At 64.8% G+C, this 26,309-nt stretch carries 25 protein-coding genes and 1 tRNA gene; 19 read left to right on the top strand and 7 right to left on the bottom strand.

Annotated elements, in window-relative coordinates; translation table 11 throughout:
- Positions 1–115: 115 nt before the first annotated feature.
- Positions 116–1,033, bottom strand: coding sequence for a LysR family transcriptional regulator (locus tag SC1_RS15405; RefSeq protein WP_062184606.1), 918 nt, complete (start codon positions 1,031–1,033; stop codon positions 116–118).
- A gap of 101 nt (positions 1,034–1,134) precedes the next feature.
- On the opposite strand from SC1_RS15405, the gene leuC reads away from it, so the two are divergent.
- Genes leuC through SC1_RS15390 form a run of 3 tightly spaced genes read left to right on the top strand, consistent with a single transcriptional unit; the run spans position 1,135 to position 4,081 of the window.
- A complete protein-coding gene (gene leuC / locus SC1_RS15400; protein ID WP_062184603.1) occupies positions 1,135–2,571 on the top strand; it encodes a 3-isopropylmalate dehydratase large subunit in 1,437 nt (478 codons plus the stop codon).
- Positions 2,571–3,185 (top strand): 3-isopropylmalate dehydratase small subunit, encoded by a 615-nt coding sequence (leuD, locus tag SC1_RS15395; protein ID WP_202966819.1) that lies wholly within the window; start codon positions 2,571–2,573, stop codon positions 3,183–3,185. The genes leuC and leuD overlap by 1 nt, the downstream gene beginning before the upstream one ends.
- Positions 3,185–4,081, top strand: coding sequence for an alpha/beta fold hydrolase (locus tag SC1_RS15390; protein ID WP_062184600.1), 897 nt, complete (start codon positions 3,185–3,187; stop codon positions 4,079–4,081). Before leuD ends, SC1_RS15390 begins: the two co-directional genes overlap by 1 nt.
- 14 nt (positions 4,082–4,095) lie before the next feature.
- Here SC1_RS15390 and fahA read toward each other — a convergent pair whose 3' ends face one another.
- Together fahA and SC1_RS15380 are read right to left on the bottom strand one after the other, a co-directional pair.
- On the bottom strand, positions 4,096–5,397 hold the full coding sequence (gene fahA / locus SC1_RS15385) for a fumarylacetoacetase (RefSeq protein ID WP_152682463.1): 1,302 nt from the start codon (positions 5,395–5,397) through the stop codon (positions 4,096–4,098).
- Entirely contained in the window at positions 5,394–6,623 is a 1,230-nt protein-coding gene (locus SC1_RS15380) for an amino acid aminotransferase (RefSeq protein ID WP_062184594.1), read from the bottom strand. The genes fahA and SC1_RS15380 overlap by 4 nt, the downstream gene beginning before the upstream one ends.
- 54 nt (positions 6,624–6,677) lie before the next feature.
- Between SC1_RS15380 and SC1_RS15375 the strand changes: the two genes are divergently transcribed.
- The 3 genes from SC1_RS15375 to SC1_RS15365 all read left to right on the top strand — a co-directional run bounded on the left by SC1_RS15375 (position 6,678) and on the right by SC1_RS15365 (position 10,790).
- The gene (locus SC1_RS15375) at positions 6,678–7,196 is read left to right on the top strand and encodes an Lrp/AsnC family transcriptional regulator (RefSeq protein WP_062184590.1); all 519 of its coding nucleotides are present in this window, start codon (positions 6,678–6,680) and stop codon (positions 7,194–7,196) included.
- Between the two features lie 169 nt (positions 7,197–7,365).
- Positions 7,366–9,987, top strand: a complete 2,622-nt coding sequence (locus SC1_RS15370) for a TonB-dependent receptor (protein ID WP_062184587.1) — start codon at positions 7,366–7,368, stop codon at positions 9,985–9,987.
- Positions 9,987–10,790 (top strand): hypothetical protein, encoded by an 804-nt coding sequence (locus tag SC1_RS15365; protein WP_062184584.1) that lies wholly within the window; start codon positions 9,987–9,989, stop codon positions 10,788–10,790. Before SC1_RS15370 ends, SC1_RS15365 begins: the two co-directional genes overlap by 1 nt.
- A 435-nt stretch (positions 10,791–11,225) precedes the next feature.
- On the opposite strand, the gene SC1_RS21950 is transcribed toward SC1_RS15365, so the two are convergent.
- Positions 11,226–11,360 (bottom strand): entericidin A/B family lipoprotein, encoded by a 135-nt coding sequence (locus SC1_RS21950; protein WP_152682462.1) that lies wholly within the window; start codon positions 11,358–11,360, stop codon positions 11,226–11,228.
- A 467-nt stretch (positions 11,361–11,827) separates the two neighbouring features.
- Positions 11,828–11,914, bottom strand: a tRNA-Leu gene (locus SC1_RS15360).
- Positions 11,915–12,503: 589 nt separating this feature from the next.
- Here SC1_RS15360 and SC1_RS15355 point away from each other — a divergent pair.
- The 13 genes from SC1_RS15355 to SC1_RS15295 are packed head-to-tail and all read left to right on the top strand — an operon-like array spanning position 12,504 to position 24,325.
- Positions 12,504–13,373, top strand: coding sequence for a type II secretion system protein N (locus SC1_RS15355; protein ID WP_062186795.1), 870 nt, complete (start codon positions 12,504–12,506; stop codon positions 13,371–13,373).
- A 6-nt stretch (positions 13,374–13,379) separates the two neighbouring features.
- Positions 13,380–15,596 (top strand): type II secretion system secretin GspD, encoded by a 2,217-nt coding sequence (gene gspD / locus SC1_RS15350; protein WP_062184581.1) that lies wholly within the window; start codon positions 13,380–13,382, stop codon positions 15,594–15,596.
- Positions 15,593–17,086, top strand: a complete 1,494-nt coding sequence (locus SC1_RS15345; protein ID WP_062184578.1) for a GspE/PulE family protein — start codon at positions 15,593–15,595, stop codon at positions 17,084–17,086. The genes gspD and SC1_RS15345 overlap by 4 nt, the downstream gene beginning before the upstream one ends.
- Positions 17,079–18,293 carry a type II secretion system inner membrane protein GspF gene (gene gspF, locus SC1_RS15340; protein ID WP_062186793.1) on the top strand — a complete coding sequence of 405 codons (1,215 nt, stop codon included), beginning with the start codon at positions 17,079–17,081 and terminating at the stop codon, positions 18,291–18,293. Before SC1_RS15345 ends, gspF begins: the two co-directional genes overlap by 8 nt.
- Before the next feature lie 2 nt (positions 18,294–18,295).
- The gene (gene gspG / locus SC1_RS15335; protein ID WP_083435946.1) at positions 18,296–18,799 is read left to right on the top strand and encodes a type II secretion system major pseudopilin GspG; all 504 of its coding nucleotides are present in this window, start codon (positions 18,296–18,298) and stop codon (positions 18,797–18,799) included.
- Entirely contained in the window at positions 18,774–19,256 is a 483-nt protein-coding gene (locus SC1_RS15330; protein ID WP_062186792.1) for a GspH/FimT family pseudopilin, read from the top strand. Before gspG ends, SC1_RS15330 begins: the two co-directional genes overlap by 26 nt.
- Positions 19,246–19,605 (top strand): type II secretion system minor pseudopilin GspI, encoded by a 360-nt coding sequence (gene gspI, locus SC1_RS15325; RefSeq protein ID WP_368389960.1) that lies wholly within the window; start codon positions 19,246–19,248, stop codon positions 19,603–19,605. Before SC1_RS15330 ends, gspI begins: the two co-directional genes overlap by 11 nt.
- Positions 19,602–20,213, top strand: a complete 612-nt coding sequence (gene gspJ / locus SC1_RS15320) for a type II secretion system minor pseudopilin GspJ (protein WP_062184571.1) — start codon at positions 19,602–19,604, stop codon at positions 20,211–20,213. Before gspI ends, gspJ begins: the two co-directional genes overlap by 4 nt.
- The gene (gspK, locus tag SC1_RS15315) at positions 20,210–21,217 is read left to right on the top strand and encodes a type II secretion system minor pseudopilin GspK (RefSeq protein ID WP_062184567.1); all 1,008 of its coding nucleotides are present in this window, start codon (positions 20,210–20,212) and stop codon (positions 21,215–21,217) included. The genes gspJ and gspK overlap by 4 nt, the downstream gene beginning before the upstream one ends.
- Before the next feature lies 1 nt (position 21,218).
- Complete coding sequence (gspL, locus tag SC1_RS15310; protein WP_062184564.1) at positions 21,219–22,364, top strand: type II secretion system protein GspL; 1,146 nt, start codon at positions 21,219–21,221, stop codon at positions 22,362–22,364.
- Positions 22,361–22,843: a type II secretion system protein GspM gene (gene gspM / locus SC1_RS15305; RefSeq protein WP_062184561.1), complete on the top strand. Its 483-nt coding sequence runs from the start codon at positions 22,361–22,363 to the stop codon at positions 22,841–22,843. The genes gspL and gspM overlap by 4 nt, the downstream gene beginning before the upstream one ends.
- Complete coding sequence (locus SC1_RS15300) at positions 22,840–23,556, top strand: type II secretion system protein N (RefSeq protein WP_062184556.1); 717 nt, start codon at positions 22,840–22,842, stop codon at positions 23,554–23,556. The genes gspM and SC1_RS15300 overlap by 4 nt, the downstream gene beginning before the upstream one ends.
- 1 nt (position 23,557) lies before the next feature.
- Positions 23,558–24,325, top strand: a complete 768-nt coding sequence (locus SC1_RS15295) for an A24 family peptidase (protein ID WP_238586740.1) — start codon at positions 23,558–23,560, stop codon at positions 24,323–24,325.
- Here SC1_RS15295 and pal read toward each other — a convergent pair.
- Positions 24,312–24,830, bottom strand: a complete 519-nt coding sequence (gene pal, locus SC1_RS15290; RefSeq protein ID WP_193749201.1) for a peptidoglycan-associated lipoprotein Pal — start codon at positions 24,828–24,830, stop codon at positions 24,312–24,314. The two genes, SC1_RS15295 and pal, sit on opposite strands and share 14 nt — an antisense overlap.
- A 101-nt stretch (positions 24,831–24,931) precedes the next feature.
- A complete protein-coding gene (gene tolB, locus SC1_RS15285) occupies positions 24,932–26,305 on the bottom strand; it encodes a Tol-Pal system beta propeller repeat protein TolB (protein ID WP_062184553.1) in 1,374 nt (457 codons plus the stop codon).
- Positions 26,306–26,309: the final 4 nt, after the last annotated feature.

Genomic DNA, 26,309 nt, shown 5'->3' with positions numbered 1-26,309 from the left:
CTATGGACATGCGGACATCGTTCCCAATGCCGGTTCGACATAGAATCATTCGTACGGCGCGGGCGGCATCTGCGCAGCATAATTGCGCGACATGCCTTGGTCCCCGATAAATCGATTATGCAGTTTCCGCCTTCAATCGGTTTTTCAGCATCGTCCAGAAGGCCTCGACGCTAGGACTCCTGCGTGCGATCGGTTTGTAAATGCGGATCTCGATCGGAACATGCCAACGTGCATCGCCCGCGGCGACGAGGCGGCCGCTTTCAAGATCGGTGGCGGCGACGCTGAGCGGCGCCCAGCAAACGCCGCGTCCGTCGCGCGCCATCGACAGCAGTGCGGTCGCCATATGCGAGCGGAAGACGGTGCGGAGCGCGGCCGATCCCGCCGAAATCACCTGCGCGGCTTGCAGTATCCGGCCCATGCCCGACTTTTCTTCGAACTCCAGATAGGGGAGCGGCTGGTCGCCGCTGCCCGGCAGGGCGTGGGTGGGCGCTCCGTCGCCAAGCGGGGCGGTCACCGGCATCAATATATCCTCGCCCAGCGCCAGCGAGGTAAAACCTGCCGGGTCGAGCCGGTGCTGTGCTGCCGTATGATGATGGCATAGCAGGAAATCGGCTTTGCCCTCGAGCATGAAGCGTTCGCACGCGGCCATATTGTCCGCGATCAGCGTGATCGTCCCAGCCTCCTGGCCATCGTGCAGGCTGCGGAGCCAAGCGGGGAAAAAGGTCGTCGACAGTGCGTGTGTTGAGGCGAAGCGGATTTCATTGCTCAGCGTGCCGCCGATTTCACGGACATGATCGCGGCCCAGTGTCAGGCGCCGCATGATCTCTTCAGCGAGGACGCGGAACGCTTGGCCCGCTTCGGTCAGCGCGATCCGGTGCGTGTCGCGATCGACCAGCGTCGCGCCCACCCAATCCTCAAGCGCACGAATCCGGCGGCTGAACGCTGGTTGGGTCAGGTTGCGCGCTTCGGCGGCGCGGGAAAAATTGCCTTCATCCGCGAGCTTGATGAAGTCCTCGAGCCACATGATATCCATTTGAATCCACTCGTCGCATCAATTGATACTGTCCCGGCATTGGCTTCGTCCGAACCGCTGACGGTAATCCCAGCCCGCGAAACCGCAGGAAGGGTAGAAGAATGTCGTCGCCAAAAACGCTCTATGACAAGATCGTCGACGAACATCGCATATTATCTTTCGACGAATCTAGCGAGGCTGACGAACGATTATTGCTCTATATCGATAGAACGGTGCTCAACGAATACACAAGCCCCCAAGCGTTCAGCGGCCTTCGCGCCGCCGGGCGGACGCCCTGGCGGCCCGCCGCATCGCTCGGCGTTGTCGATCATGTCAATTCGACGAACCCCGACCCGGGCGCCGGCGCGCTTGACGACGGCGCGCGGCGGCAGATCGAATATCTGAGCGAAAATGGCCGCGATTTCGGGATCGAAATCTTCGATCTTTTCGATCCGAGACAAGGTATCGAACATGTCGTGATGCCTGAACTCGGAATGGTGCTTCCCGGCATGGTGATCGCCGCAGGGGACAGTCATTCGACGACCTATGGCGCATTCGGCGTCGTAGGATTCGGGATCGGCACGTCGGATATCGAGCATCTGCTCGCGACCCAGACGCTTGTCTATCGCCGACTGAAGACGATGCGGGTGGCGGTCGATGGCCGGTTGGCGCCGGGGGTCACGGCGAAGGATTTGATCATGGAGGTGATCCGCCGGATCGGCGCCGACGGCGCGGCGGGCCATGCGGTCGAGTTCGCCGGTACGGCGATCGAGGCGCTGGGGGTTGAGGCGCGCATGACGGTCTGCAACATGGCGGTCGAATGCGGTGCCCGCGTGGCGCTGATGGCGCCCGACGACAAGGTGATCGATTATATCGCGAGCTGTCCGCGCGCGCCCTCAGCGGAATTGCTGGCACAGGCGCGTACCGAATGGTCCTCGTTGCGCAGCGACCCCGACGCCCGGTTCAACAAGGAGATCGCGCTTGATGCGAGCGAGGTGCCGCCGATGGTGAGCTGGGGCACCAGCCCCGACCAGTCGCTCGCAATCACGCAAAGTGTGCCGGATCCGGAGGACATCCCCGCCGCGCGCCGCGCCGATGCCGTCCGTGCTCTCGCCTATATGGGGCTCGCGCCGAACACGCCGTTGCAGGATATTGCGATCGACCGAGCCTTCATCGGATCATGCACGAATGCGCGCTTATCGGACCTGCGCGATGCAGCCGAAATCCTGAAGGGGCGCAAGGTCGCCCCCGGTGTCCGCGCGATGATCTCGCCGGGAAGCAGCAATGTGCGCCGCGCCGCCGAGGCCGAGGGGATTGATCGCATTTTTATCGACGCGGGGTTCGAATGGCGGCGCTCGGGCTGCTCGCTGTGTCTCGCGATGAACGACGACAGCCTTGCACCCGGCGAGCGCTGCGCGTCGAGTACCAACCGCAATTTCGAAGGGCGGCAGGGCATCGGCGGGCGGACGCACCTGATGAGCCCCGCGATGGTGGCAGCAGCAGCGGTGACCGGCAAGCTTGTCGACGTGCGGTCGCTTGCCGCGACGGGAGCATTGTGATGGAGCGCTTCCTACGCGTCTCGGGGCCGGTCGCGGCGATGCCGGGTGCGAATATCGATACCGACGTGATCATGCCGAAGGCCTATCTCAAGGGCATCGACCGGTCGGGCCTGTCAATCGGGTTGTTTCACGATCTCCGCTTCGACGAGGCGGGGACGGCGCGGGGTGACTTCATCCTCAATCGCCCCGATATGGCGGGCACGCGCTTTCTGCTCGTGGGTCCCAATTTCGGCTGCGGTTCGTCGCGCGAACATGCCGTATGGGGCATGCTGCAATATGGGATCCGGGGGATTATCGGGTCGTCATATGGCGCGATCTTCGCCGACAATGCGGCAAACAATGGCTTGTTGCTGCTGTCGCTGCCGGTTGAGGAGGTCGCGGCGCTTGCCGCGGTGCTCGAAGACGGAGCAGGGCAGATGGCGATCGACCTAGAGGCGCAGCGGATCGAGGTTAACGGTCACGCGGCCGACTTCGATATTGATCCCGCAGTGCGGCGCGCGCTGATGCTGGGGCTCGACCGGATCGGCGAAACGATGACGCATGCCGAGAGCATCCGCGCGTTCGAGAAGGCCTATCTCGCGCGCAAGCCCTGGCTTATAGCAGGGCAGGAGTGATGAGCGCACACCCGGACTATCCCGATCTGATGCCCGGCTTTCGTTGGGAAGATGTCGACGCCGACGGCGTGCGAATCCGCGCAGCGATCGGCGGATCGGGGCCGCCGCTGCTTCTGCTCCACGGCCATCCGCAGACGCATCTGACCTGGTTCAAGATTGCGCCGGCTCTGGCGAAGCGCTTCACCGTCGTCGCGACCGACCTGCGCGGCTATGGCGACAGCGAGAAATTGCCCGGCGATGCGCTCCATCTCAACTATTCCAAGCGCGCGATGGCGGCCGATCAGGTCGCGGTGATGGCTGCCCTCGGCTTTCATCGCTTCGACGTCGTCGCGCACGACCGCGGCGCGCGCGTCGCGCATCGCATGGCGCTCGACCATCCGGATCGCGTCGCGCGGCTTGTCCTCCTCGATATTGCTCCGACCGCGACGATGTATGCGCAAACGAACCGTGAGTTTGCGACACGCTATTTCTGGTGGTTTTTCCTGATCCAGCCATTCGACTTGCCCGAACGGATGATCGCGGCGGACCCCGATCATTTCCTCGACCGGCATCTTGCTGGCCAGATCAAGGTCGATGGCTCGCTCGACCCGCGCGTCGTGGCCGAATATCGTCGCTGCTACCGCAATCCCGCGACGCGTCATGCGATCTGCGAGGATTATCGGGCCGCGGCGAGTATCGATCTGGATCATGACGCGGCCGACAGTGAGAAGCGGATCGAGGCGCCCTTGCTCCTTCTTTGGGGCGAATATGGCACCGTGGGAACGCTCTTCCACGTCCTGGAGAGCTGGCGCTCGAAGGCGCGCGATGTGCACGGGCACGCTCTGCCATGCGGTCACAGTCCGCAGGAAGAAACGCCCGAACTACTGCTTGCCGAGCTGGATGCGTTTTTGACCTGAGCCCCGTATGGCGCTTAGCGCGCGGGAAGAATGACAGCGCGGCATTCGCCAAAGCCGATGGGCACGAAGCCGTCCGCTTCGGCGGTGGCCCGCATGATGATCTCGTCGCCATCTTCCAAGAAACCGCGTCGCTCGCCGCTCGCCAGCAGTATGGGCTCTGACCCGCCTGTCGTCAGTTCGAGCAGGCTGCCGAACCCCTCGCGGTCGGGTGCCGATATCGTCCCGGTGCCGAGCAGGTCGCCGGGGTTCAGGTTGCAGCCGTTCGAAGCGTGATGCGCGACGATCTGCGCGAGAGTCCAGTACATGTTAGTCGCCGGGCCACAGCTCAGGCGAACGGGTGTCGCGTCCGCCGCGCGCATGGCTGCGGTGAGCATAAAAACTTCGAGCGTCAGACCGAGTGCGCCATGCGCCTGATCGGCCGCGTCCCACAGATAAGGCAGCGGCGGCGGATCGCCTTCGGAGCGTGGCGGCTGGGCGACACGGAACGGCGCGAGCGCCTCGGCTGTCACGACCCAGGGCGAAACGGTTGAGTGGAAATTCTTGGATAGGAAGGGGCCGAGCGGCCGATATTCCCACGCCTGAAGATCGCGCGCCGACCAGTCGTTGAGCAGCGACAACCCGGCGATATGGTGCCCGGCATCGCCGATCGCTATCGGGTCGCCCAGCGCGTTGCCTTCGCCGACCCACACGCCAAGTTCGAGCTCGTAGTCGAGCCGCTGCGTCGGTTCGAAGAGCGGCGCATCGTCTTCGGGCGGCTTGCGCTGACCGTGCGGTCGGATGACAGGTTCGCCCGACACGCGCACCGACGAGGCACGGCCATGATAACCGATAGGCACATATTTATAGTTGGGGAGCAGCGGATTGTCGGGGCGAAACTGGCGCCCGACGTTGTTCGCGTGATGAATGCCGACATAGAAGTCAGTGTAGTCGCCTATCCGTGCGGGAAGGTGCATGGTGCACACCGCGCTGTCGTAAAGCAGCGGCGCGATTATACTCTCCATGGCGGGATCGGTGAGCACCGCGGTTAGTCGCCGGCGCAGCGCGACGCGGTCTGCGGGGGCAATTGCCATCAGCGAGTTGAGCGTGTCGTCCCTGCATGTAGCGCTTGCGGGCGCGGGGAGCAGGCCGGCGACCGCGCAGGCACGAAGGTCCAATATGGCATCGCCGATCGCGACGCCGGCGCGCGGGTCTTCGCCGGCCGGCGCGAAAATGCCGTATGGCAGGTTCTGGACCGGAAAGTCGCGATGCCCTTTCGCGGAAGCGACCCAACTGGTGCGGTCGGGATCGTGGGTCTCGTCGATCTGCCAGCGCATTATCGAAAATCCTTGGCCGCATCGAGATAAGGAAGAAGCGCGTGCGCGAAGGCTGCGATGTTATCGGTCCGTAGTCCGGCAATGTTGATACGGCCGTTCGGCGCCATATAGATGCCGTGATCTTCGCGCAGCGCCGCGATCGCGGTGGGGGAAAGAGGCAGCGTCGCGAACATGCCGTGCTGCGCCGCGATGGGCGATAGGCGCGAATCCGCGGCTGCGAGCGCCTGACGGAGGCCGTTGATCCGCGCGCGCATTGTGTCGAGTTCGGCTTCCCATTCGGTGCGGAGCGCGTCGCTTTCGAGGATGATGCGCACGAGTGCGGCGCCATGATCGGGCGGCATCGACCAGAGGCTGCGCGCGAGGGTCAGCATGTTGGAACGGACGAGTCCGGCGGTGGCTTGCCCAGCCGATTGCACCCACAGCGCCCCGACGCGGTCGCGATAGAGGCCGAAATTCTTGTCGCAGCTATAGGCGAGGAGGGCAGTCGGAAGCGCTTCGAAGATCATGCGGGTCGCGGCGGCGTCGTCCGTCAGGCCGCTGCCTAGTCCCTGATAGGCAAGGTCGATGAAAGGGATCAGGCCGCGGGCTGCGCACAGATCGGCAAGAATGCGCCACTGGCCGGGCGAGAAGGATGCGCCGGTAGGATTGTGGCAGCAGCCATGGAGCAACAACACGTCGCCTGCACGGGCCCCGGCGAGGTCGTCGATCATCGCGGCAAAGTCGATCATGGCGTCCATCGGATCGAAGAAACGGTGGCTGCGCACTTCCAGCCCCGCTTCGGCAAAGATCGGGCCGTGGTTCGGCCAGGTCGGCGCGCCGATCCAGACGCGCGCGACGCGATTGGCGCGTGCAAGCAGTTCGGCGCCAAGGCGGAGTGCGCCTGTGCCGCCGGGGGTTTGAACACCCGTCAGTCGGTTGGACGCGTGATGGGCGCCAAACACGATAGCGGCGAGCGCTTCGGTATAGGCGGCGTCGCCCTCGGCTCCGAGATAGGATTTGCTGTCCTGCGTTTCGGCCAGCAACATCTCGGCCATCTTCACCGCGCGCATCACCGGGGTCCGTCCGAAATCGTCGCGAAATACCCCGACTCCCAGATCGATCTTGCCGCGCCTAGGGTCGGCGCGGTGGAGTGCGATCAGTCCGAGCAGCGCGTCGGCAGGCTGCTCGATCAGTGGAGCGAAGGGATCGAACGCGGTCGTGGACGGCGGCGATGAAAGGTCGGTCGTCATGCGCGAAATATCGCAGCAAGCATGCGATAAATCTTTTCAAACTTTCGCCATTTCATGCAATGTGCGACAAATATTATCATACTGTGGCGATGTGGAGAGAAATTGTTCAACCTTGACGCCCTCGATCGCAAGATCATCGAAGCGCTGCAGCGCGACGGCAGCCTCAGCAACGCCGAACTGGCAGAGCGAGTTGGGAGCACCGGGCCATCCTGCTGGCGGCGGATCCGACTGCTCGAAGAGGCGGGCGTACTCGCGAAAAATGTCTGGCTCGTCGATGCCGCGCGGATTGGGCAAGGGGTCAACGTTCTCTGTAACATTCGGCTCAAGAGCCATTCGGCCGAACACACTGCGCTGTTCGAGAATTTTATTCGCGATCAGGATCGCGTCATGGAGTGTTTGTCGATGTCGGGCGAATGGGATTATCAGATCCGCGTCGTCGCGGCTGACGTCTCCGACTACGAGATGTTCCTGATGCAGACGCTGCTCCGTAACGAGGCCGTAGCCGGTGCCGCGTCGCACTTTGCACTGCGGGTCGTGAAATATCAGACCGCGATCCCGCTTCCGGCAAAATAAATGTCGATCTTGCAGTTGCGTTGATCGTGTCGAACGTATCGCTGCCAGCTTGCGATGTCACTGAAATGATATCTTGCCTTCATCATGCTGCAACGGTTCCGTCACCTCGCTGACCCCGCTCGTTCTTATCTGCCGCCCCGACAACAACACCGTCTGGGGAATCACAAAAATGAAAACGTCTCTCCCGAATTTCCGGGTCGCTTTGCTGTGCTCGGCCGTCCTCTTCGCTACGCCGTCGCTGGCGCAGTCGGAGCCGTCGCCGGCTCCGCTGCCCGAGGCCGAAGCGGGCGCCGATGGCGACGCGATCGTCGTCACCGGCCAGCGCCGCGCGCAATATGAGGCGACTGCCGAAAAGCGGGATGCCTTCATCGTGATGGACGCGATTTCGTCCGACGATATCGGCAAGCTTCCGGACCATAATACCGCCGCCGCGCTGCGCCGCATCCCGGGTCTGTCGGTGCAGGAAGATCAGGGTGAGCCGCGCTTTCCGGTGCTTCGCGGGCTGCAGTCGACCTACAACCGCACGACCGTCGACGGCGCGTTGGTATCGGGCGTCGACTCGACGGGGCGCACCGTGCCACTCGACATAATTCCCTCGGTGATGGCGGCGCGCATCGAGGTGATCAAGACGGTGACGCCGGAGAATGACGCCAATGCCATTGGCGGCATCATTAACATCGCGACGCGCAGCGCCTTCGACGCGAAGCGCGCCTTCTTCAACGGCGTCGCGTCCTATGGCGTGTACGAACAGAATGGCGACGTTCGAAACAGCAAGCCGTCCTACCGCGTCGCCTTCGCTGCCGGCACGACCTTTGGCGCGAACGACGAATGGGGCGTGGTGATCGGCGCGAGCCAGGAACAGCTCGATTATGACATTCCGCAGATCGAAGTCGCGAGCCCGTCGGTACGTGAATATACGGCGGCCGGCGCGCCCGTGAATTCAGGCGCGGCGAACGGTAATGGTATCCAGGTCCCCACCCAGCATCGCCTCTTCTGGTACAATAACACGAAACAGCGCACCGGCGGCAATGTGAAGCTCGAATGGCGTCCCTCGGACCGCTTCCGCTGGGAGCTGTCGGGCGTCGTCGCGCGCACCGAGGATGACGAGGAGCGCATCGAATATCGCATTGAGCAGATCGGCAACGTCGCGAACCAGACGCCGACCAGTGGCGATTTCGCGCGCGGACGTATCATCGTCCAGCTCAACCAGCCGATCACCAAGCGTCTCGTCGCGCTCGGCCGCACCGCATTCGACTGGGATGCCGGCGAGAAGCTGAAGGTCGACGGCGACGCCGTCTTCTCGCTTGGGCGCCTCCGCGTCCCCAACGAAAGCATCGAATTCCGCACCCGTGACGCGGATGGCGCACGCTACGCCTTCCATTACGATACGTCGGACTTTTATCCGGTGTTCACTCCGACCAATGCCGCTGCGGCGGTCGATCCAACCAACTTCTATCTCCAGCAGCAGCGCAGCGACCTTCAGAAGTCGCTCGAGAAGAGCGGCCAGTTCCGCCTCAACCTGACCTGGGGCGACGACCGCGACGACGGTGGGGTTAAGCTCAAGACGGGCGGCGTCATCCGCCTGACCGACCGCGAAAACAGCAACCCGCGCACCGACTATCGCGCCGCCAGCGGGTTTACCTATACGCTGGACGAGGTGGTCGCCAGCGGTCCGACCAAACCGATCCGCGGACAATTTACCATCCCGATCCGGATCGACGCCAATGCTTTCCCGGCCTTCTATGAAGCGAACAAGGGCGGCTTCACGACCACGGTTGCCTCGGTCGCGGGCAATTACGACGTCAGCGAAGATGTCTATGCCGCCTATCTTCAGGGCAGCACGCGCATCGGCAATGTCACGCTGCTCGGCGGACTGCGCTATGAGCGCACCGAGGTTTCGTCGAACGCCTTCCGTGCGGTTGGCTCGACGCTGACTGAGATCACGACGGAGGGCAGCTATGATAACTGGCTGCCCAGCTTCCACATCCGCTGGGACGTCGCCGACCGTTTCGTGATCCGCGGGGCGTACACCAATACGATCGGCCGTCCCGACTATGGCTCGATCGCCGCGACCGAAACGCTTAGTTTTGATGGCAGCCAGCCGACGCTGTCCCGCGGCAATCCGGGACTGAAGCCCCGCGAAAGCCGCGGCTTTGACCTATCGTTCGAATTCTATCCGAAGGACGGCGTCATCTCGGCAGCGCTCTTCCACAAGAAGATCCGGAACGAAATTTTCACTCTGTCCAGCGTCGAGGGGATCGACGTCGGTCGCGGGGTCGAGGATGTGCTCGTGTCCGAACCGCGTAACGCCGAGAGCGCGACGATCAAGGGTCTGGAGCTCAATCTCCAGCAGGCGCTGACCTTTCTGCCCGATCCGTTCGACGGCCTCGGCGTCAGCGCGAACGCGACCTTCCTCGACACGAAATTCACTTTCCTGACCAGCGTAGGTCCGCGCGTGACCGGTCTGTTCCTTCAGCCCGATACGGTCTGGAACGCGTCCGTCTATTATCAGAAGGACAAGTTCGAGGCGCGGCTGTCCTATAATTACATCGGCGGCTTCCTCGAAACGATCAACGACACGATCCCGAACGCCGACCAATATTGGAAAGATCGCGGCACGCTCGACGCCAACATCAATTTCCGCCTGACACCGAACTTCACGCTTTATGCAGAGGGTCAGAATCTCACGAACAAGGGACGCCGCGAACTCGTCGGTCCTGGGCAGGCATATCTCCAGGAATCGGCCGAGTATGGCCGGACCTTCTGGTTCGGCGTGGCGGCGAACTTCTGATGCTCGGCGCGCTGCTCCTCCTCGCCTCGACTGCTGCGACCCCGGTCGCTGCGATTCCGCAGGGCGAGGCTGCCGAGACCGTCCGCCGCATTCCCGCCGCCGAAGCGCGGCAGGGTGTGGCGGCCGGCCCTGTCGGCATCTACGCCGTCGCGAACTGGATGATCGCGCGCTACGACCGCAAGACCGGCGAACGCCTGAAATTGTGGGAGGGCGATCCTGCCCGCTATCCACACATCAACAGCTGCGCGCTTATCAAAGGCGAGCTGGTATGCGCGGCGTCGAACTTCCCCGCGGTGCCGCACGCCAGTTCGGTCGAAATCTTCGACCCCTTGACGCTCGCGCACAAGCGCACGGTGTCGCTGGGGCAGGGGACTGGCTCGCTGACCTGGGTCGACTGGCACGACGACCACTGGTGGGGGATGTTCGCCAATTATGACGCGAAGGGTGGCGAACCGCCGCGCGATCATCGACATACCACGCTGGTCAAGTTCGATCCCGAATGGCGGCGCACCGAAAGCTGGGCGTTGCCCACGACGATCCTCGACCGCATCTCGCCGATGAGCATTTCGGGTGGTGGCTTCGGCCCAGATGGCAATCTGTGGCTATCGGGACATGATCTGCCCGAACTTTACGTCACACGGCTACCGAAGGGGGGTGCGACGCTCGACCATGTAGCTACCGTGGCGATGGAGGCTGAGGGGCAGGCGATCGACTGGGACGAAAGCCAGCCGGGAATGCTCTGGGGCATCAGCCGCAAGAACCGGGCGATGATTGAGATGCGCGTGCCGATGGTCGAGAAATAATTTCCCGCCAAGAAAAGCATCTGGCTCCGGAACCGTGATCATGGTCCCGGCGTATCTTCGCCGAGCTTCAAAACACAAAGGATTGAACGCTTTCCACCGGGCCGCGCTCGCGCGCGGTCCGGACTAACCTCTTGGCCGCATTCGCGTGGAGCTGTGTTCTTTTTAGGCCCGTTCAGGGGGACAAGCTTGGCCTTCAGTTCGCCGTCAGAGGCAGACTGTCAGGGCGGCTTCAACGGCTGCTTGCAGGCTGTAACAGAACGAAGCTTTGGCAATAGGGCAAAGTTTACCGGACGAACGCAGCAATGATGGAGAGGCTGCCGATCAAATACGGCCGTCACCGGGGCTTTCGTCAATTCCGAAACCGAAGCTGCGCAACAGCTAACAGGCAATAACGTACCCCGCTATTGCCTGTTCACGTCAATTTATACGCGCCGATCAGCAGTTGCCTTTAACTCCATCGGCACAATCTGCAGCAGATTCAACGTCTTTTCCGGCACCTTCAACCGTATTGCAGGCCGACAGAAGAAGCATCGAGCTGCTAATCGCGAAAATTGTCAGAAGCTTTTTCATTCTCTCTCTCCGACGGCGAGGGCAAAATACCCCCAACTTTAGTTTCGATATTTCGACAACGGCCGTTCGCAACGATTGTTCCGTCACATAGCGTCAAGCTAGCCGAAGCGTTCAGAATGATCGCTAGGCTGGGTAGCCGTCTGCGATGGCCTCAGACGGCTAAGTTGCCACCGTGGGTCATCAGAGGTCTTTTCGGCATCCTGCCCATTGCGGCTCTGCGCTCTGCGCACGTCGCTTCGAGCTGGGGTGTCTGTCATCCACCTCGGGCGACTTTAATTGCCCGAAGGCTAACGACCAGTGGTTGCGGTCGGAACTCCGGGAGCGAAAAGTGTTGGGATTTGAATGAGCGATGTGCGCGAGCGAAATCGCTAAGTTCGCCTGTGTCGTGTGAAGGTGTGCGGACAGGTGGGCTATAAGCTCACCATTCGTCACAAAAAAATTGATATCACGCCATAATCTGGCGATGATGGTGCGGTCGAGAAGACTCGAACTTCCACGGCCTTTCGGCCACAACGACCTCAACGTTGCGCGTCTACCAGTTCCGCCACGACCGCACATCATGATGGTCCGGATCGGGTCCGGCACCAGGTAGGAGCGGGCGCCTAGCAAAGCTTTTCAGGCGATGCAAGCGAGCGCCCTCGATTTATTTTTGCGGCTGCGAGCAATCGGCTTCGGACAACGCCCCCATCGCCGCCAAATCGACTCAAAAGAGTCATCCAACCACCATCGTCAACGGGGTTGAACGCCCGGCGACTATCCGGCCCGCCTCCAGCTCGGCCTCAGGGATCGGGTCAAGCTGTCGGAGCAGACGCTCTTCAACAGGAAATCGAACCGGGGTTCGAGGCGCGCAACCCGACCGTGCGCAAATATGAAGAAGTCCCAACGTTGGACGATGACAAGAGCCATTTCACCCGCTACAGCGCCCACCGAACCTGATTGCTCAGCGCGTGGTTCGAGCGCTGAAGCTTTCTCCCTCTTCGTCGCCGCGCGATAGGGAGAGGCGGTTCGGGCCGTCTCAGCGGACTCGCTCGACCGTCAAAAAACTGTAATCTTCCGGTCAACTGATTGTCACCGTTCGCCCCTAGGCGATTCGCGAGACAGGTTTTTCAGTCTGGGGGACAGATACATTTCATGGCGACGTTGATGTCCGGATCGGCCGTTCGTCTTCCGCGTGCGTTGCCTGCTTGGCTGCGCGCCGGAAAGCGTTCGCCGCGTGAGGTCTGGCCGGCGTTGCTGGTCGGTCTGCTCGGCGCGCTGCTGATCTGGCAATGTGTTCGGCTGCTCTGGACGCTGCTTACGCCGCTGTCGCCGCTCGGCGCATGGCAGCCGCAGGCGGCGGTCATCGTCTCGCCCGCCGAACGGCGCGCGCTCTTTACCAGCCTCGATCCCTTTTTTCGCGGCAATGCGCAGGGGCCGGCATCGGCGACCGTCACGTCGGCGGGGCTCACGCTTTTCGGCATCAACCTCAATGAAGCGACCGGCGGCGGTTCGGCGATTATCGCGGGCGAAGACGGGATACAGACGAGTTACGCCGTCGGCGACGAGATTGCGCCGGGGCTGAAGCTCGTCGGCGTTGCCTTCGATCATGTGCTGCTCGACCGTGGCGGCGCGCGCGAAAGCCTGTTCCTCGATCAGAGCGGCGAGGCTCCCGTCGCCAACGCCGCGACGCCGTTGCCGGCGCCGACGCCCGAAATCGGCGCCGCTCCGGCGGGCGCGAGCGCCAGCGGCGAAATGACCCCGGCGGCGATCAAGGCCGGGGTCGGCTTTGCGCCCCGTACCGAAAATGGCCGCGTCACCGGCATCGTCGTCCAGCCGCAAGGCGACGGCGCCGCCTTCCGCGCCGCGGGTCTTCGCCCCGGCGATGTCGTCCGGTCGGTGAACGGCCGCCAGATCGGATCGGCGAGCGATGCCGCCTCGCTCGCCAACCAGTTGACGCCCGGCGCGCGTATCGCGCTCGAGGTCGAGCGCGGCGCCAGCGTCGTTCCCGTCGCCATTTTCCTCTCGAAACAATAGAGACCCATGCGCCTCAAACTTTCCCTGATGCTCGCCGCCGCGCTGGTTTCCGCCACGCCGGGACCCGCGTTTGCCCAATACACGCTCAATGTGCGCGATGCCGATATCCGCGCCTTCATTCAGGATGCCGCACGGATCACCGGGCGCACCTTCGTCATTGACGGGCGCGTCAACGGCAAGGTTTCGGTCGTCACCGACCGGCCGCTGTCGCGCAGCGAATATTTTGAGATATTCCTCGCGACGCTGCGCTCGAACGGCCTTGTTGCCGTGCCGGGGCCAAACGGAAGCTACCGCGTCCAGCCGATCGACGGCGCCGCGGCGCAGCCCGGCCGCATCGGCAGCGGCGGGGCGGCGCAGAACCAGTTCGTCACCGAAATCATCCGCCTGCGCTATATCGACGCTGTGTCGGCGGTCGAAACGCTGCGCCCGCTCGTCAGCGCGCAGGGTTCGCTCACAGCGAACCGCAACGCCAACAGCCTGGTGGTCGCAGACTTCGCCGACAATATCCGCCGCATCCGCGCGCTTGCGTCGAGCATCGACCGCGACAGTTCGACCAGTCAGATCGTCACGCTCAAAAATGCCGGTGCGCGGGAAATCGCCGCCGCGCTGCAGGCGCTCGTCCCGGCGGCGGGCGAGGGGGCACAAAAGCCCGTCGCGATCGTTCCGATCGACAGCAGCAACGCGATCGCCCTCAGGGGCGACCAGGCGATGGTCGCGCGCTTTGTCCAGATGGCGAACGACCTTGATGCGAAGGCTGCGGGCGGCACTGAACTGCGTGTCTATTGGCTCGAACATGCCAATGCCGAAACCCTGCTCCCGACGCTCCAGCAATTGATCGGCGGCGGCAGCGACCCCGCACAGAAGGCGGGCCTGCCGCCCGCATCCTCATCGTCGTCGACGTCTTCGTCGGGCGGCGGTGCGACCCCCGCTCCGGCAGCGGCGGCATCGGCCCCGACCTCGGTCGGCGGCGGCGGCACGGGCAGCATCTCGACCCGCGGCCCCGCAATCATCACGCGATATGAGGGCGCGAACGCAATCATCGTTGCCGCGAACAGCGAAGTGCAGCGTATGCTCGGCGAACTCATCCGCCAGCTCGACAGCCGGCGGCAGCAGGTGCTGGTCGAGGCGATCGTCGTCGAGATCGGCGACGATGCGGCGAAGCGCCTTGGCGTCCAGTTCCTGCTCGGCGGCAAGAATATCCCCTTTGTCGCCACCAGCTACAGCAATGCGCAGCCCAATATCCTGACGCTGGGCGGCGCCTATGCCGCGACCAAGCTGACGCAGGACAAGACCACGGTCGACGGTGAAACCGTCGTTACCCAGACGAGCAGTTCACTCGGCAACAGCCTGCAGGAAGCGGCAGCGGCTTCGCTGCTCGGCGCCAGCGGCGGCTTCGCAGGTTTTGCGGGCGACATCGGCAAGAACACGATCTTCGGCGCGATCATCAACGCGGTGAAATCGGACACCACGTCGAACCTGCTTGCGACCCCGCACATCGTCACGCTCGACAATCAGGCGGCGAAATTCCTCGTCGGACAGGAAGTGCCGATCACGACGGGCGAGGCGCTCAGCGACAATTTCGACAACGCTTTCCGCACCGTCCAGCGCGAAGAGGTCGGCATCAAGCTCGACGTCACGCCGCAGGTCAATGGCGCGGGCGAAGTGAAGCTGTTCCTGCGTCAGGAAGTGTCGAGCGTCGCGGGCCCGGTCTCGTCGCGCAACAGCGACCTCATCCTCAACAAGCGCTCGTTCGAAACCGTGCTCACCGTCGACGACGGCGAAATCCTCGCGATCGGCGGCCTGCTCAATGACGACGAGCGCAAGACGATCGAGCGCATCCCGCTTTTGAGCGACATTCCGCTGATCGGCGAGCTTTTCAAATCGCGCAGCCGGACGCGCTCGAAGACCAACCTGATGGTCTTCATCCGCCCGACGATCCTGCGCAATCGTGAGGATAATGCTGCGCTCACTGCGCGCCGCTACGGCTATATCCGCGACTTCCAGCTCCAGCGGAACCCCGATCAGGAGCCCGCGATCGACACGCTGGTCCGCGACTATCTGGGCGCGGTTCCGCCGGTGCCGAGCGCGGCGACCCCCGCCGACATCACCGTCGGCCCGGTCAATCTGCCCGAACTGCGGGGCGAGGGCGGCAGCGTCAAGCCGGCCGACGTCCCGCCCTCGATTTCGCAAGCGCCTGCGCCACCTACCGGAGAATATCCGTGACCGACATCGAACCGGCGGCGCCTCCCCCGGCGCCGGTTGATATTCCATACGGCTTTGCCCGTACCCACGGCGTCGTGATCGCGCCCGGCGAAAACGGCGTCTGGCTGGCGACGCTGCGCGAGGACGCCGACCCCGCGATATTGATCGAGGTGAAACGCCATCTCGCGCAGCCGCTGCGCGTCGCGACAGCGAACATTGCCGATTTCGACCGGTTGCTTTCCGACCATTATGCCGTCGACAGCTCGGCGGCTGCGATGGCCGGGTCGCTCGACGGCAGCGACCTCGACCTTGGCATTCCCAGCGCCGAGGATTTGCTCGACAGCGCCGACGACGCCCCCGCGATCCGCCTGATCAACGCGATTATCGCCGAAGCGGTGCGGCAGGGCGTCAGCGACATCCATATCGAACCCTATGAAAGCGGACTCGTCGTTCGCATGCGCGCCGATGGCGTGCTGCGCGAGCATCTTCGCATGCCGCCGCATGTCGCGCCGGTCGTCGTCAGCCGCATCAAGGTGATGGCGCGCCTCGACATTGCCGAACGCCGTGTGCCGCAGGACGGACGCATCGGGCTGACGCTGGCGGGCAAAGCCGTCGACGTTCGCGTCTCGACGCTGCCGAGCCGTGCGGGGGAGCGTGTCGTGATGCGTATCCTCGACAAGGATGCGGCGGGGATCGACTTCGACGTCCTTGGCCTGACGGGCGCCGCCGACCAGATCCTGCGCGAGGCGCTCGCCGAACCCAATGGCATCATCCTTGTTACCGGACCGACGGGCTCGGGCAAGACGACGACGCTCTATGCGGCGTTGAAGCAGCTCAACGACGGCCAGCGCAATATCCTGACCGTCGAAGATCCGGTCGAATATGCGGTGGACGGTGTCGGCCAGACGCAGGTGAACAGCAAGGTCGGGCTCGATTTCGCCGCGGGCCTCCGTGCGATCCTGCGCCAGGATCCCGACGTCGTGATGGTCGGCGAAATCCGTGACCGCGAGACCGCTGACATCGCGGTGCAGGCGTCGCTGACCGGGCATCTCGTGCTCTCGACCGTCCATACCAATGATGCCGTCGGCGCGATCACGCGCCTCAAGGATCTGAAAGTCGAGCCTTTCCTGCTCGCCTCGACCTTGCGCGCCGTTCTTGCGCAGCGCCTTGTTCGCAAGCTTTGCGATCATTGCCGCGAACCGGTGCAGGCCGACAACAGCATTGCCGCGATGCTCGGGCTCGACATCGGCACCGTGATCTGGCGGCCGAAGGGCTGCGACCAGTGCGGAGGCACCGGGTTCAAGGGCCGCATCGGCGTGTTCGAAGCGATCAAGGTCGACGAGACCGTCCGCCGTTATATCTACGCCGGCGGCGATGAGGCGATGATCACGCGGCACGCCTTCCTGAAATCGCCGACGCTGGCCTCGGCCGCGCGGGCGATGGTGGCGAAGGGGCTGACGACGGCCGAAGAAGCGATCCGCATCGCGCGGCGCGAGGATGTCGATGCCTGATTATCGCTATGTGGCGATCGATCCGCAGGGCCGCGAACGCAAGGGACGGCTGACCGCCGCCAACGATGATGCGGCGCGCGCGGACCTGATCCGCCGCAAATTCCATATCGTTGCGGTCGAGGCCGCGGGCGCGAAGCCCGCGGGCCGTTCGCTGCTCGCCTTTCGCAAGAACAAGCTGTCCTCCAAGGAACTCGCGCTCTTTACGCGTCAGCTCGCGACGCTGGCCGAAGTCGCGCCGCTTGAGGAGGCGCTGCGCACACTGACGCGCCAGAGTGAGGCCGAAAGCGCGCGCGCCGTCATCGGCGATGTCCATGCCGGGCTGCTCGAAGGCCGCCGCCTCGCCGATGCGATGGGCCGTCAGCCGAGCAGCTTCCCGCCGCTCTATCGCGCGATGGTCGCGGCGGGCGAGACCACGGGCAGCCTGACGACGATCCTCGCGCGCCTTGCCGACCTGCTCGAACGCCAAGCGGAGGTGCGCGGCAAGCTGATCGCGGCGCTCGCTTATCCGATCGTGCTCGCGATCGTTGCGATCGGCGTCGTCGCGGCGCTGATGATCTTCGTCGTCCCGCGCGTCGTCGAACAATTTACGGATACGGGGCAGCAACTTCCGTTCCTTACCCGCGCGGTGATCGCGATATCGGGCTTTGCGGCGAACTGGTGGTGGCTGATCGCGCTGCTGCTTGCCGCTGCAAGCTTTGGGTGGGTGACGGCGATGCGCCGCCCGGCGTTCAAGGCGCGCGTCGACGCACGCCTCCTCCGCCTGCCGCTCTTTGGCCGCCTGCTGCGCGACCTTTACGCCGCGCGCTTTGCCCGGACGCTCTCGACGATGGTGTCGAGCCGCCTGCCGCTCGTCGAAGGGCTGAAGCTGACGGTGCCGACGATCCGCAACGCCGCGCTTGCCGGCGCGACCGCCAATATCGTCGATCAGGTGCGCGCCGGCGGCGGCCTTTCCACCGCGCTTCGCGACGCCGGGGTCTTTCCGCCCTTGCTCGTCTATATGACCGCAAGCGGCGAAAGCGCGGGCCGGCTCGAACAGATGCTCGAACGTGCCGCCGATTATCTCGAACGCGAATTCGACCGCTTTACGGCGGCGTCGATGGCGCTTCTCGAACCTGTCATAATTGTCGTTATGGGGTCGTGCGTGGCCCTTATCATCCTCGCCATTCTGCTGCCGATCCTCCAGTTGCAGAACCTAGCCGGACTATGAAAATGTCGCTGATGAAGCTAATCTTTCGCCTGATGCTCGATACATCCTACTCCGATCGCGGCCGGCCGCCGGCGCAGCGCCGCAAGACCGACGAACGCGGTTTCACGCTCACCGAGTTGATGGTCGTGATCTTCATCATCGGCCTGCTCGCGACCGTGGTGATGATCAACGTCCTGCCCAGCCAGGACCGCGCGATGGTGACCAAGGCCAAGGCCGATATTTCGACGCTCGAAAATGCGCTGGAACAGTACCGGCTCGACAATCTGACCTATCCCGCTTCGACCGACGGCCTGAACGCGCTTGTCACCGCGCCGCCTGCACTTGCGCAGCCCGAACGCTATCGCCGAGGCGGCTATATCAAGACGCTGCCCGCCGATCCGTGGGGCCGTCCCTATAATTATCAGGCGCCCGGGCCGAACGGAAAGGCGTTCGACGTCTGGTCGCTCGGCGCCGATGGCGCCCCCGGCGGGACCGACGACAATGCGGATATTCGCGCCGAGGGTTGAGGCGCGCGCGCGTCCCCACGTCAACGGCTTTACCCTCGTCGAACTGATGGTCGTGCTCGCGATCATGGCGCTCGCCGCGACCGCGGTCGTGCTTACCATCCCTGGCGAGGAGCGCACCGTACGCAACGAAGCCGACCGGCTCGCCGCGCGGCTCGCCGCCGCGCGCGACGTCGCGGTGATCGAGGGGCGCAGCGTTTCGGTCAATTTCGCGCCGTCGGGCTATGGTTTCGAACGGCGGATTTCGGGCGAATGGCGGCCGCTGCCCGGCCGCGCCTTCGAACAGCGAAACTGGCCGGGTGGTGTCCGCTTCTCGGCCGGAAACGGGCAGGGCGCGGCACGCATCCTGTTCGACCGCGTCGGCATCAGCCCTACGCCGCAGGCGGTCGTATTGACCGGCGGCGATGCGCGCGAAATCATACGCGTCTCGGCGACCGGGGAGGTCAGCCGTGCAAAATGAGCGCGGGTTCACATTGCTCGAAATGCTCGTGGCTTTGAGCGTCATCAGCATCGCCGCGCTCGCGCTGATCCGTCTCGACGCTTATGCGGTTCGCACCGCGGGCGACCTTGACGAAAGTACGATGGCGGGCATCGTTGCACAGAATCGCGCGGTCGAACTGTGGACCGATCCCGCGCCGCCGACGATCGGCAACAGCGCGATCGGCGTCGCAAACGCCGGGCGCAACTGGCGCGTCGAACAGCGCGTTGCGAAAACCGCCGACGACAGCCTTTTGCGCATCGACCTGCTGGTGCGCCCCGAAGGCGGGCGCGGACAGGCGGCGCTGACGATCATCCGGTCGTCGCGATGAGGGACGAACGCGGCTTCACCCTTGTCGAGATGCTCGTTGCGCTGTCGATCTTCGCGGCGATCGCGGCGATGGGCGTCGGTCTGCTTCGCAGCAGCGTCGATACGCAGGATGCGGTGCAGGAACGGCTGAAGGCGATGGGCGGGATAAACCGGCTTCGCGCCGTGATGGCGAACGATCTTGCGCAAGCGGTCCAGCGCTCGACGCGCGGCCCGGCGGGAGAGGCCGTCCCCGCGTTCGTCGGCTCGCCGAACGGCTTTGCCTTTGTCCACGGCGGTGCGGGTGCGGCGGACGGCAGCCCGCGCCCGTCTGTCGAGCGCGTCGGCTATGCCCTTGTCGGCGCCGAATGGCGCCGCGCGACACAGCCGATGCTGGACGGCACCGCGCTTGGCGAGGGCGACCGCCTTGTCGGCGATGTCGCAGGGATCGCGGTGCGCTACCGCGACGACAAGGGCAATTGGGGTGAGAGCTGGAATTCCGAACCCGGCGACCGTCTGCCGCGCGCGGTAGAGGTGCGGCTGTCGCGCGCGGGACGCGAGGCGTTGACGATGCTGTTCCTCACCGCACCGACGCTGCCGCCCCCGCCGATCGCGGGCGTGCCGACGCCATGAGGGCCGGCCGGAAAGATGAGCGCGGCGCCGCGCTGCTGACCGTCCTGCTGCTCGTTGCGGTAATGGCGGTGATCGCCGCGACCGCGCTCGACCGGCTGACGCTCGCGACGCGCATTGCGGGAAGCGCGGCCACGGTCGATCAGGGGCGTGCCTATGCCTTCGCCGCCGAACAGATCGCACTGCGCCGCGTCGCCGACCTCGTCGGGCGCGACCCCGCCAAGCTGACGCTCGCGGGCAATTGGCTTGGGCGCGATTTCACGCTGCCGCTTCCAGGGGGCGAGGGGCGCGCAAAGCTGACCGACGCCAATAATTGTTTCAACCTCAACAGCCTCGTGGCAGAGACCGTGCCCGGGCGGTTCAGCCAGCGGTCGGGGGCGATGCGCCAGTTCGGCGAATTGATGACCCTCCTCGGGATCGATCCGGGGCAGGCGCAGGCGATCGCGGGCGCCGCGGCCGACTGGATCGACAGCGACAGCAACGATGGCCCGCTTGGCGCCGAGGATAATGCCTATCGCTCGACGCAGGGCGCCTATCTGCCTGCCAATCGCAAGATGGCCGATGTCAGCGAACTCCGCGCGGTGCGCGGCGTGACTCCCAAAATCTACGCCCGGCTCAAACCCTGGATTTGCGTGCTGCCGGTGACCGATCCGGTCAGGCTCAACGTCAACACGCTGGCTCCCGAACAGGCGCCGCTCGTCGCGATGTTGATGCCCGGAGAAATCGGGGTTGCGAAAGCGCGGGCGGTGCTGGCGGCACGCCCCGCGGGCGGCTATGGCAGCAGCGTGCGATTCTGGGAGGCCGGTCCGTTCGAAGGGCGCAAGCCGCCCAACGAAGTTGCCGAACAGGCGGGCGTGACCAGCCGGTGGCTCGCGCTGACGACGAATGTGACGATGGGGGACGGTTTCTTGACCGCAGTTTCGCTGATCGATGCCAATGGAGGAGCGCCTTCTGCCGGTATGACGCCGCCAGTGATCGTGCGCCGCGATTGGGGCGAGAGCGACTGAGATGACACGCACGCTGGTTCTTTGGCTGCCCCCGGTGGCGGCGCTTGGCGAAGGCGGTGGTCCCGATGCCGCCTGGCTGCGCGTCGACGATGGCGTTATCGTCGACAGCGGACAGGATGATGGCTGGGTCGGCGCGTGGGAAAAGCCCCGTGACGATAGCCCCGACGACCGCCTTGTCGCACTGGCGCCCGCCGCCGATGTGCCGCTGCGCTGGCTCCACTATCCCGACGCCGCGCCCGCGCAGGCGGCCGCCGCGGCGCGCATCGATGCGCTGAAGAACAGCCTGGGCGATGCGGCAGCGCTCCACGTCGTTGCCGGGCAGCCGGCGGGCGAGGGGCAGGCGGTTCCGGTTGCGGTGACCACCCACGCCGCGATGACGGCGTGGACCGACTGGCTGAAGGCGCGCGGCCTTTCGCCCGCCGCGATCCTTCCGGCCGCCGCCGCGGTCCCGCCGCCCGAACCCGATACGCTGTGGACGGCCGAGGTCGGGAGCGAACGGATCGTCCGCACGGCGGACCGCGCATGGGTGTCCGATCCCGAACTCGATCCGCTGATCGCGGGCGGGAATGCGATCGCGCCGCTCGATGCCGACCGGATGCGCGAAGCCTTGCTCCTGACGCTCGCCGCGCCGCCGCTCGACCTGCTCAGCGGCGGATGGAAGCCCCGGCGGAGCTGGTCAGTCGATCCGGCCATGTTGCGGCTGGCGAAAATTCTGTTGATCGCGCTCGTCGCCGTGAGCCTGCTGATCCCGATCATCTATGCGGTGCGCCTATCCTCCGATACCGGCCGGGCCGACGATGCAGTGGTTGCAATGGCCAAAAAGGCTGGGGTGACCGCACCCGACGCGACTGCGGCCGAAGCCGAGCTCGATCGCCGCCTTTCCGCCGCCGGCGGCGGCCCGCTCGCCTTCTCGGTCCCTGCCTCGGCTCTGTATGACGCGATGGGCGATGCGCCGGGCGTGTCGCTCAAGACACTGTCGCATCGTACCGACGGGACGCTGACGACGACGCTCGCGGCGCCGCGCGTCGAGGATATCAATCAGGTGCTGCTCGCTTTGCAGGCGCGCGGCTACCGCATCACCGCCCAGCCGATGGCGGGCAGCGACGGGCAGCAAATGGCGAATATCACGATCCGGGCCGTGCCATGACCGAGCGATTGCAAAATTGGTGGGCCGCCCTGTCGCTCCGCGAACGCTGGCTCGTCGGCATCGCCGGCGCGCTTGCGCTGGGTGTCCTCCTCTGGGGTCTTGGCCGCCCCGCGCTCGCGGCGTTCGTCGACCTCGAAAGCCGGCACCGCGCCGCGATCGAGCGCGAAGGACGCGTGGCGGCAAAGACGCAACTGCTCGCGCAGCGTCCGGCAAAATCGGTCGCCGCGGCGGTCGACGCGGTCGCGATCGATCAATATCTCGCGCAATCGGCGGGCGAGATCGGGTTGACGCTCGACCGCAACGAAGCGCGCGGTGCAGGGCAGGCGACGATTGCGATTGCGACCGCGCGCGCGACGGTGCTCACCGATTGGCTCGCCTCGCTGGAGGGCCAGGGCTTTGTCGTCGACCAGCTCACGATCACCCCCGCCGCTGACGGCACCGTCGGCCTGACCGCCGAGCTTCGGAAGGGCGGACAATGAGCGCGGGGAGGCGTTGGGGCATCGCGGCGCTGCTGCTCGCGTTGATCCTGCTCATTGCGACTTTTCCGATGCGGCTTGCGCTGGCTTGGTCGGGTGCGACCGACGCGGGCATTACCGCGCGCGACGTGCGCGGGTCGGTCTGGTCGGGCGAGCTTGTCGATGCGCGGCTTGGCGTCCTGCCGCTCGGCACGGTGAGCGCTAGCCTGTCACCGCTCGCGCTGATCGGCGGGAACACCGAACTCGCTTTCTCGCGCACCGATGAACGGCTTGGCGCGCTTGCAGGGCGGCTGCATGGCAGCAGCCCGCAGGGCGTCTCCGACGTCAGCGGCACGACATCGATGTCGGGCGGGCTCGGGATGATCCCCGTCGATACCATCCGGTTCGAGGGCGCCACGATACGTTTCGACGATGCGGGCAAATGCGCCACGGCAAGCGGCCGCATCCAGCTCATGGTCGCTGCTCCCATCGCGGGTCTCGATCTTTCGCGAGGACTGTCGGGTCCGTTGGCGTGCGCGAACGGGCGCGCGCAGGCGGCGCTTGCCAGCCAGTCGGGGATGGAGCGGTTGACCCTGTCCTTCGATGGCAACGGCACGTATCGTGCGCAATTCGCGATTAATGTCGACCGCGATCCGGCGATGGCGGGTGCGCTCACGGCGCTGGGGTTCAAGGCCGGTCCCACCGGTTTCGTGCTGGCGACAACGGGCCGCTTCTGACGTGTCGATCCTCGATGCCTTGCCCTTTGGCACGGGCGTCGCGTTCGCCGCATTGATCGGACTGATCCTCGGCAGCTTTATCGCGACACTGGTGCTGCGCTGGCCCGCGGGGCGCTCGGTGCTCGGTCGCTCGCAATGCGACGGATGCGGTCGGCCGCTTGGCGCTCTCGATCTCGTTCCCTTGCTATCGACCGTTGCGTCGCACGGTCGCTGCCGGACGTGCAACGCCGCGATCGACCCTTTTCATTGGCGTGTCGAACTGGGTGCGGCTTTGATCGGGAGTGTCGCGCTTGCGATCATGCCGGGGACGGCCGGTTGGCTCTGGGCGTTGTTCGGCTGGCTGCTGCTGCCGCTCGCATTGCTCGACGCGCGTCATTTCTGGCTCCCCGATCGTCTCAACCTTCTGCTGGGAATCGTCGGTCTGCTTTTGGCGGGACCGCTGCTCGAAACGTCGCTCATCGATCGCTGGGTTGGTGCGATCGTCTGCGGCCTGACGCTCGCCGCCATCGCCGAATTTTATCGCCGCGTCCGGCTGAAGGATGCAATGGGCGGCGGCGATCCCAAGCTTGTGGCGGCAATCGGGGCGTGGCTCGGCTGGCAGGCATTGCCGCTGATGTTGCTGCTCGCGAGCGTCGGGGGAATCGTCTGGGCGCTCCTATCCCAACGAAAAGGGGACCAGCCGCTTTCCGAGCGACAGGTCCCCTTCGGATTATATGCGTGCGCCGCGGCATGGGCCGCGGTGCCGCTCTGGCTTCTTATTGCCCGATAACGACCGTCACCGCGCGGCGGTTCTTGGCATAGGCTTCTTCGGTCGAACCGAGTTCAGCCGGGCGTTCCTTGCCATAGCTGATGACCTGGATGCGCGACGGATCGACGCCCAGCGAAGCGAGATAGTTTTTCGCGGCATTCGCGCGGCGTTCACCGAGCGCGATGTTGTAGTCGCGGGTGCCGCGTTCGTCGGCATGACCTTCCAGCGTGACGCGCACAGCGGGGTTGCGCTGCAGCCACTGCGACTGCGTCTGCAACGTCGCCTGATCCTGCGCGTCGACATTATACTGGTCATAGTCGAAGAAAACACGGTCGCCCATCGCGCCAACGCTGGCGAGGAAGTCTTCTTGCGACCCGGGGACGACGCCGGTTCCAGTGCCAGCGCCCGTATCGGTGCCGGTGCCTTCAGGGGCGGGGGGAAGCGTGTCAGGGGCCTTTTTCGCGCAGGCGCCAACAGCAAGCATGGTGATCGCCGCAATCATTGCGGTGCTTTTGCGTATCGTCATGTCTGTGTCCTCTTGTTGTTGATAATCATTCGTGCGGCCGATTTGGCCCGTTCAGGACGCGATAGTTGAACCCGATCGCGCCCCTTTGGTTCCGGGTTTCCTCAGGGAAGTACCGGGCCCCAGCTGGGGTCCGACCCGTCTTGCGGGGTCGGCAGACGGCGCATGTTCACGCCGGTCAGGTCGACTTGCCACAGGCTCGATTTGCCTTCGCGGCCCGGCGAGGTGCGGAAGAATTGGATTACGCGGCCGTTCGGCGACCAGGTTGGCGCCTCATCCTGCCAGCTATTGGTCAGCATCCGCACGCCGCCGCCCGAGGGGGTCATTACGCCGATCCGGAACTCGCCGCCGCCCATGCGGGTAAAGGCGATCAGGTCGCCGCGCGGCGACCATTCGGGCGTCGCGGCGCGGCCGCCGCCGAAACTGATCCGCTGCTGGTTCGATCCGTCGATATTCATCGTATAGATTTGCTGACCGCCCGAACGGTCGCTTTCGAACACGATCTTCTTGCCATCGGGCGAGAAGCTGCCGCCGACATCGATGCCCGGCGTATTCGTCAGCCGCACCGGCGTGCCGCCGTTGGCCGAGATGCGATAGATGTCGGTGTTGCCGTTGACCGCCATCGAATAGAGGATTTGCGTCCCGTCGGGCGACCAGCGCGGCGCAAAGGTCGCGTTCGCGCTTTCGGTCACCAGCTTCTGCGAACCCGCGGCGACGTCGTAGATGAAGACGCGAACGCGATTGTTCAAATAGGAGACGTAAACGATCTTCTTGTAATCGGGCGAGAAACGCGGGCTGATAGCGAGCGCCTGACCATTGGTTATGAAGCGATGATTGCCGCCGTCGCTGTCCATGATCGCCAGGCGTTTGATGCGGTTCCCCTTGGGACCGCTCTCGGCGATATAGGCGACACGGCTGTCGAAGAAGGGCGCTTCGCCCGACAGACGCGAGTAGATGGCGTCGGCGCATTTGTGCGCGGCGCGGCGCCAGTCGCCCGGCTGGATTTCGAACCCCTTGCGGACCAGCTCGCTGCCGAGCGCGGTATCGTAAAGGTAACAGCCCACGATCAGGCTGCCGTTCGAACCCGCGTCGACGAAGCCATGGACGACATTCTCGGCATTGCGGCCCTGCCATTCGGCGAAGCGTGGCGCTTGCACCTCCGCGCGGGTGATCGCGCGAACGCCGCTCGGGCCGATCGGCTCGTACAGGCCGCTGCGTTCAAGGTCGGCGGCGATGACTTCCGCAATCTGGCGCCCCAGGCTGTCGGTGCGCAGCCCCGCGACATTCTGGACCGATGCGGTGGCGAGCGAGGGGATGGCGATGACGGTGCGGTCCTGCGACAGCGTGCCTTCGATCGTCTCGCGCGGTTCGGTCGGGGTGACCGCCGGCGGGGTAGGGGCGGCCGTCGGGGTTTGCGCGGCGACCGGTGCCGCGGTGAGCAGCAGGGCGAGCGAAAGGCTGATCGGGCGGAGGAGCATTTCT

It is taken from the genome of Sphingopyxis sp. C-1, assembly GCF_001047015.1.
Taxonomy (GTDB): Bacteria; Pseudomonadota; Alphaproteobacteria; order Sphingomonadales; family Sphingomonadaceae; genus Sphingopyxis.
Note: the sequence above shows the minus strand (reverse complement) of the source record. Positions and strands in the feature narration are given on the sequence as shown.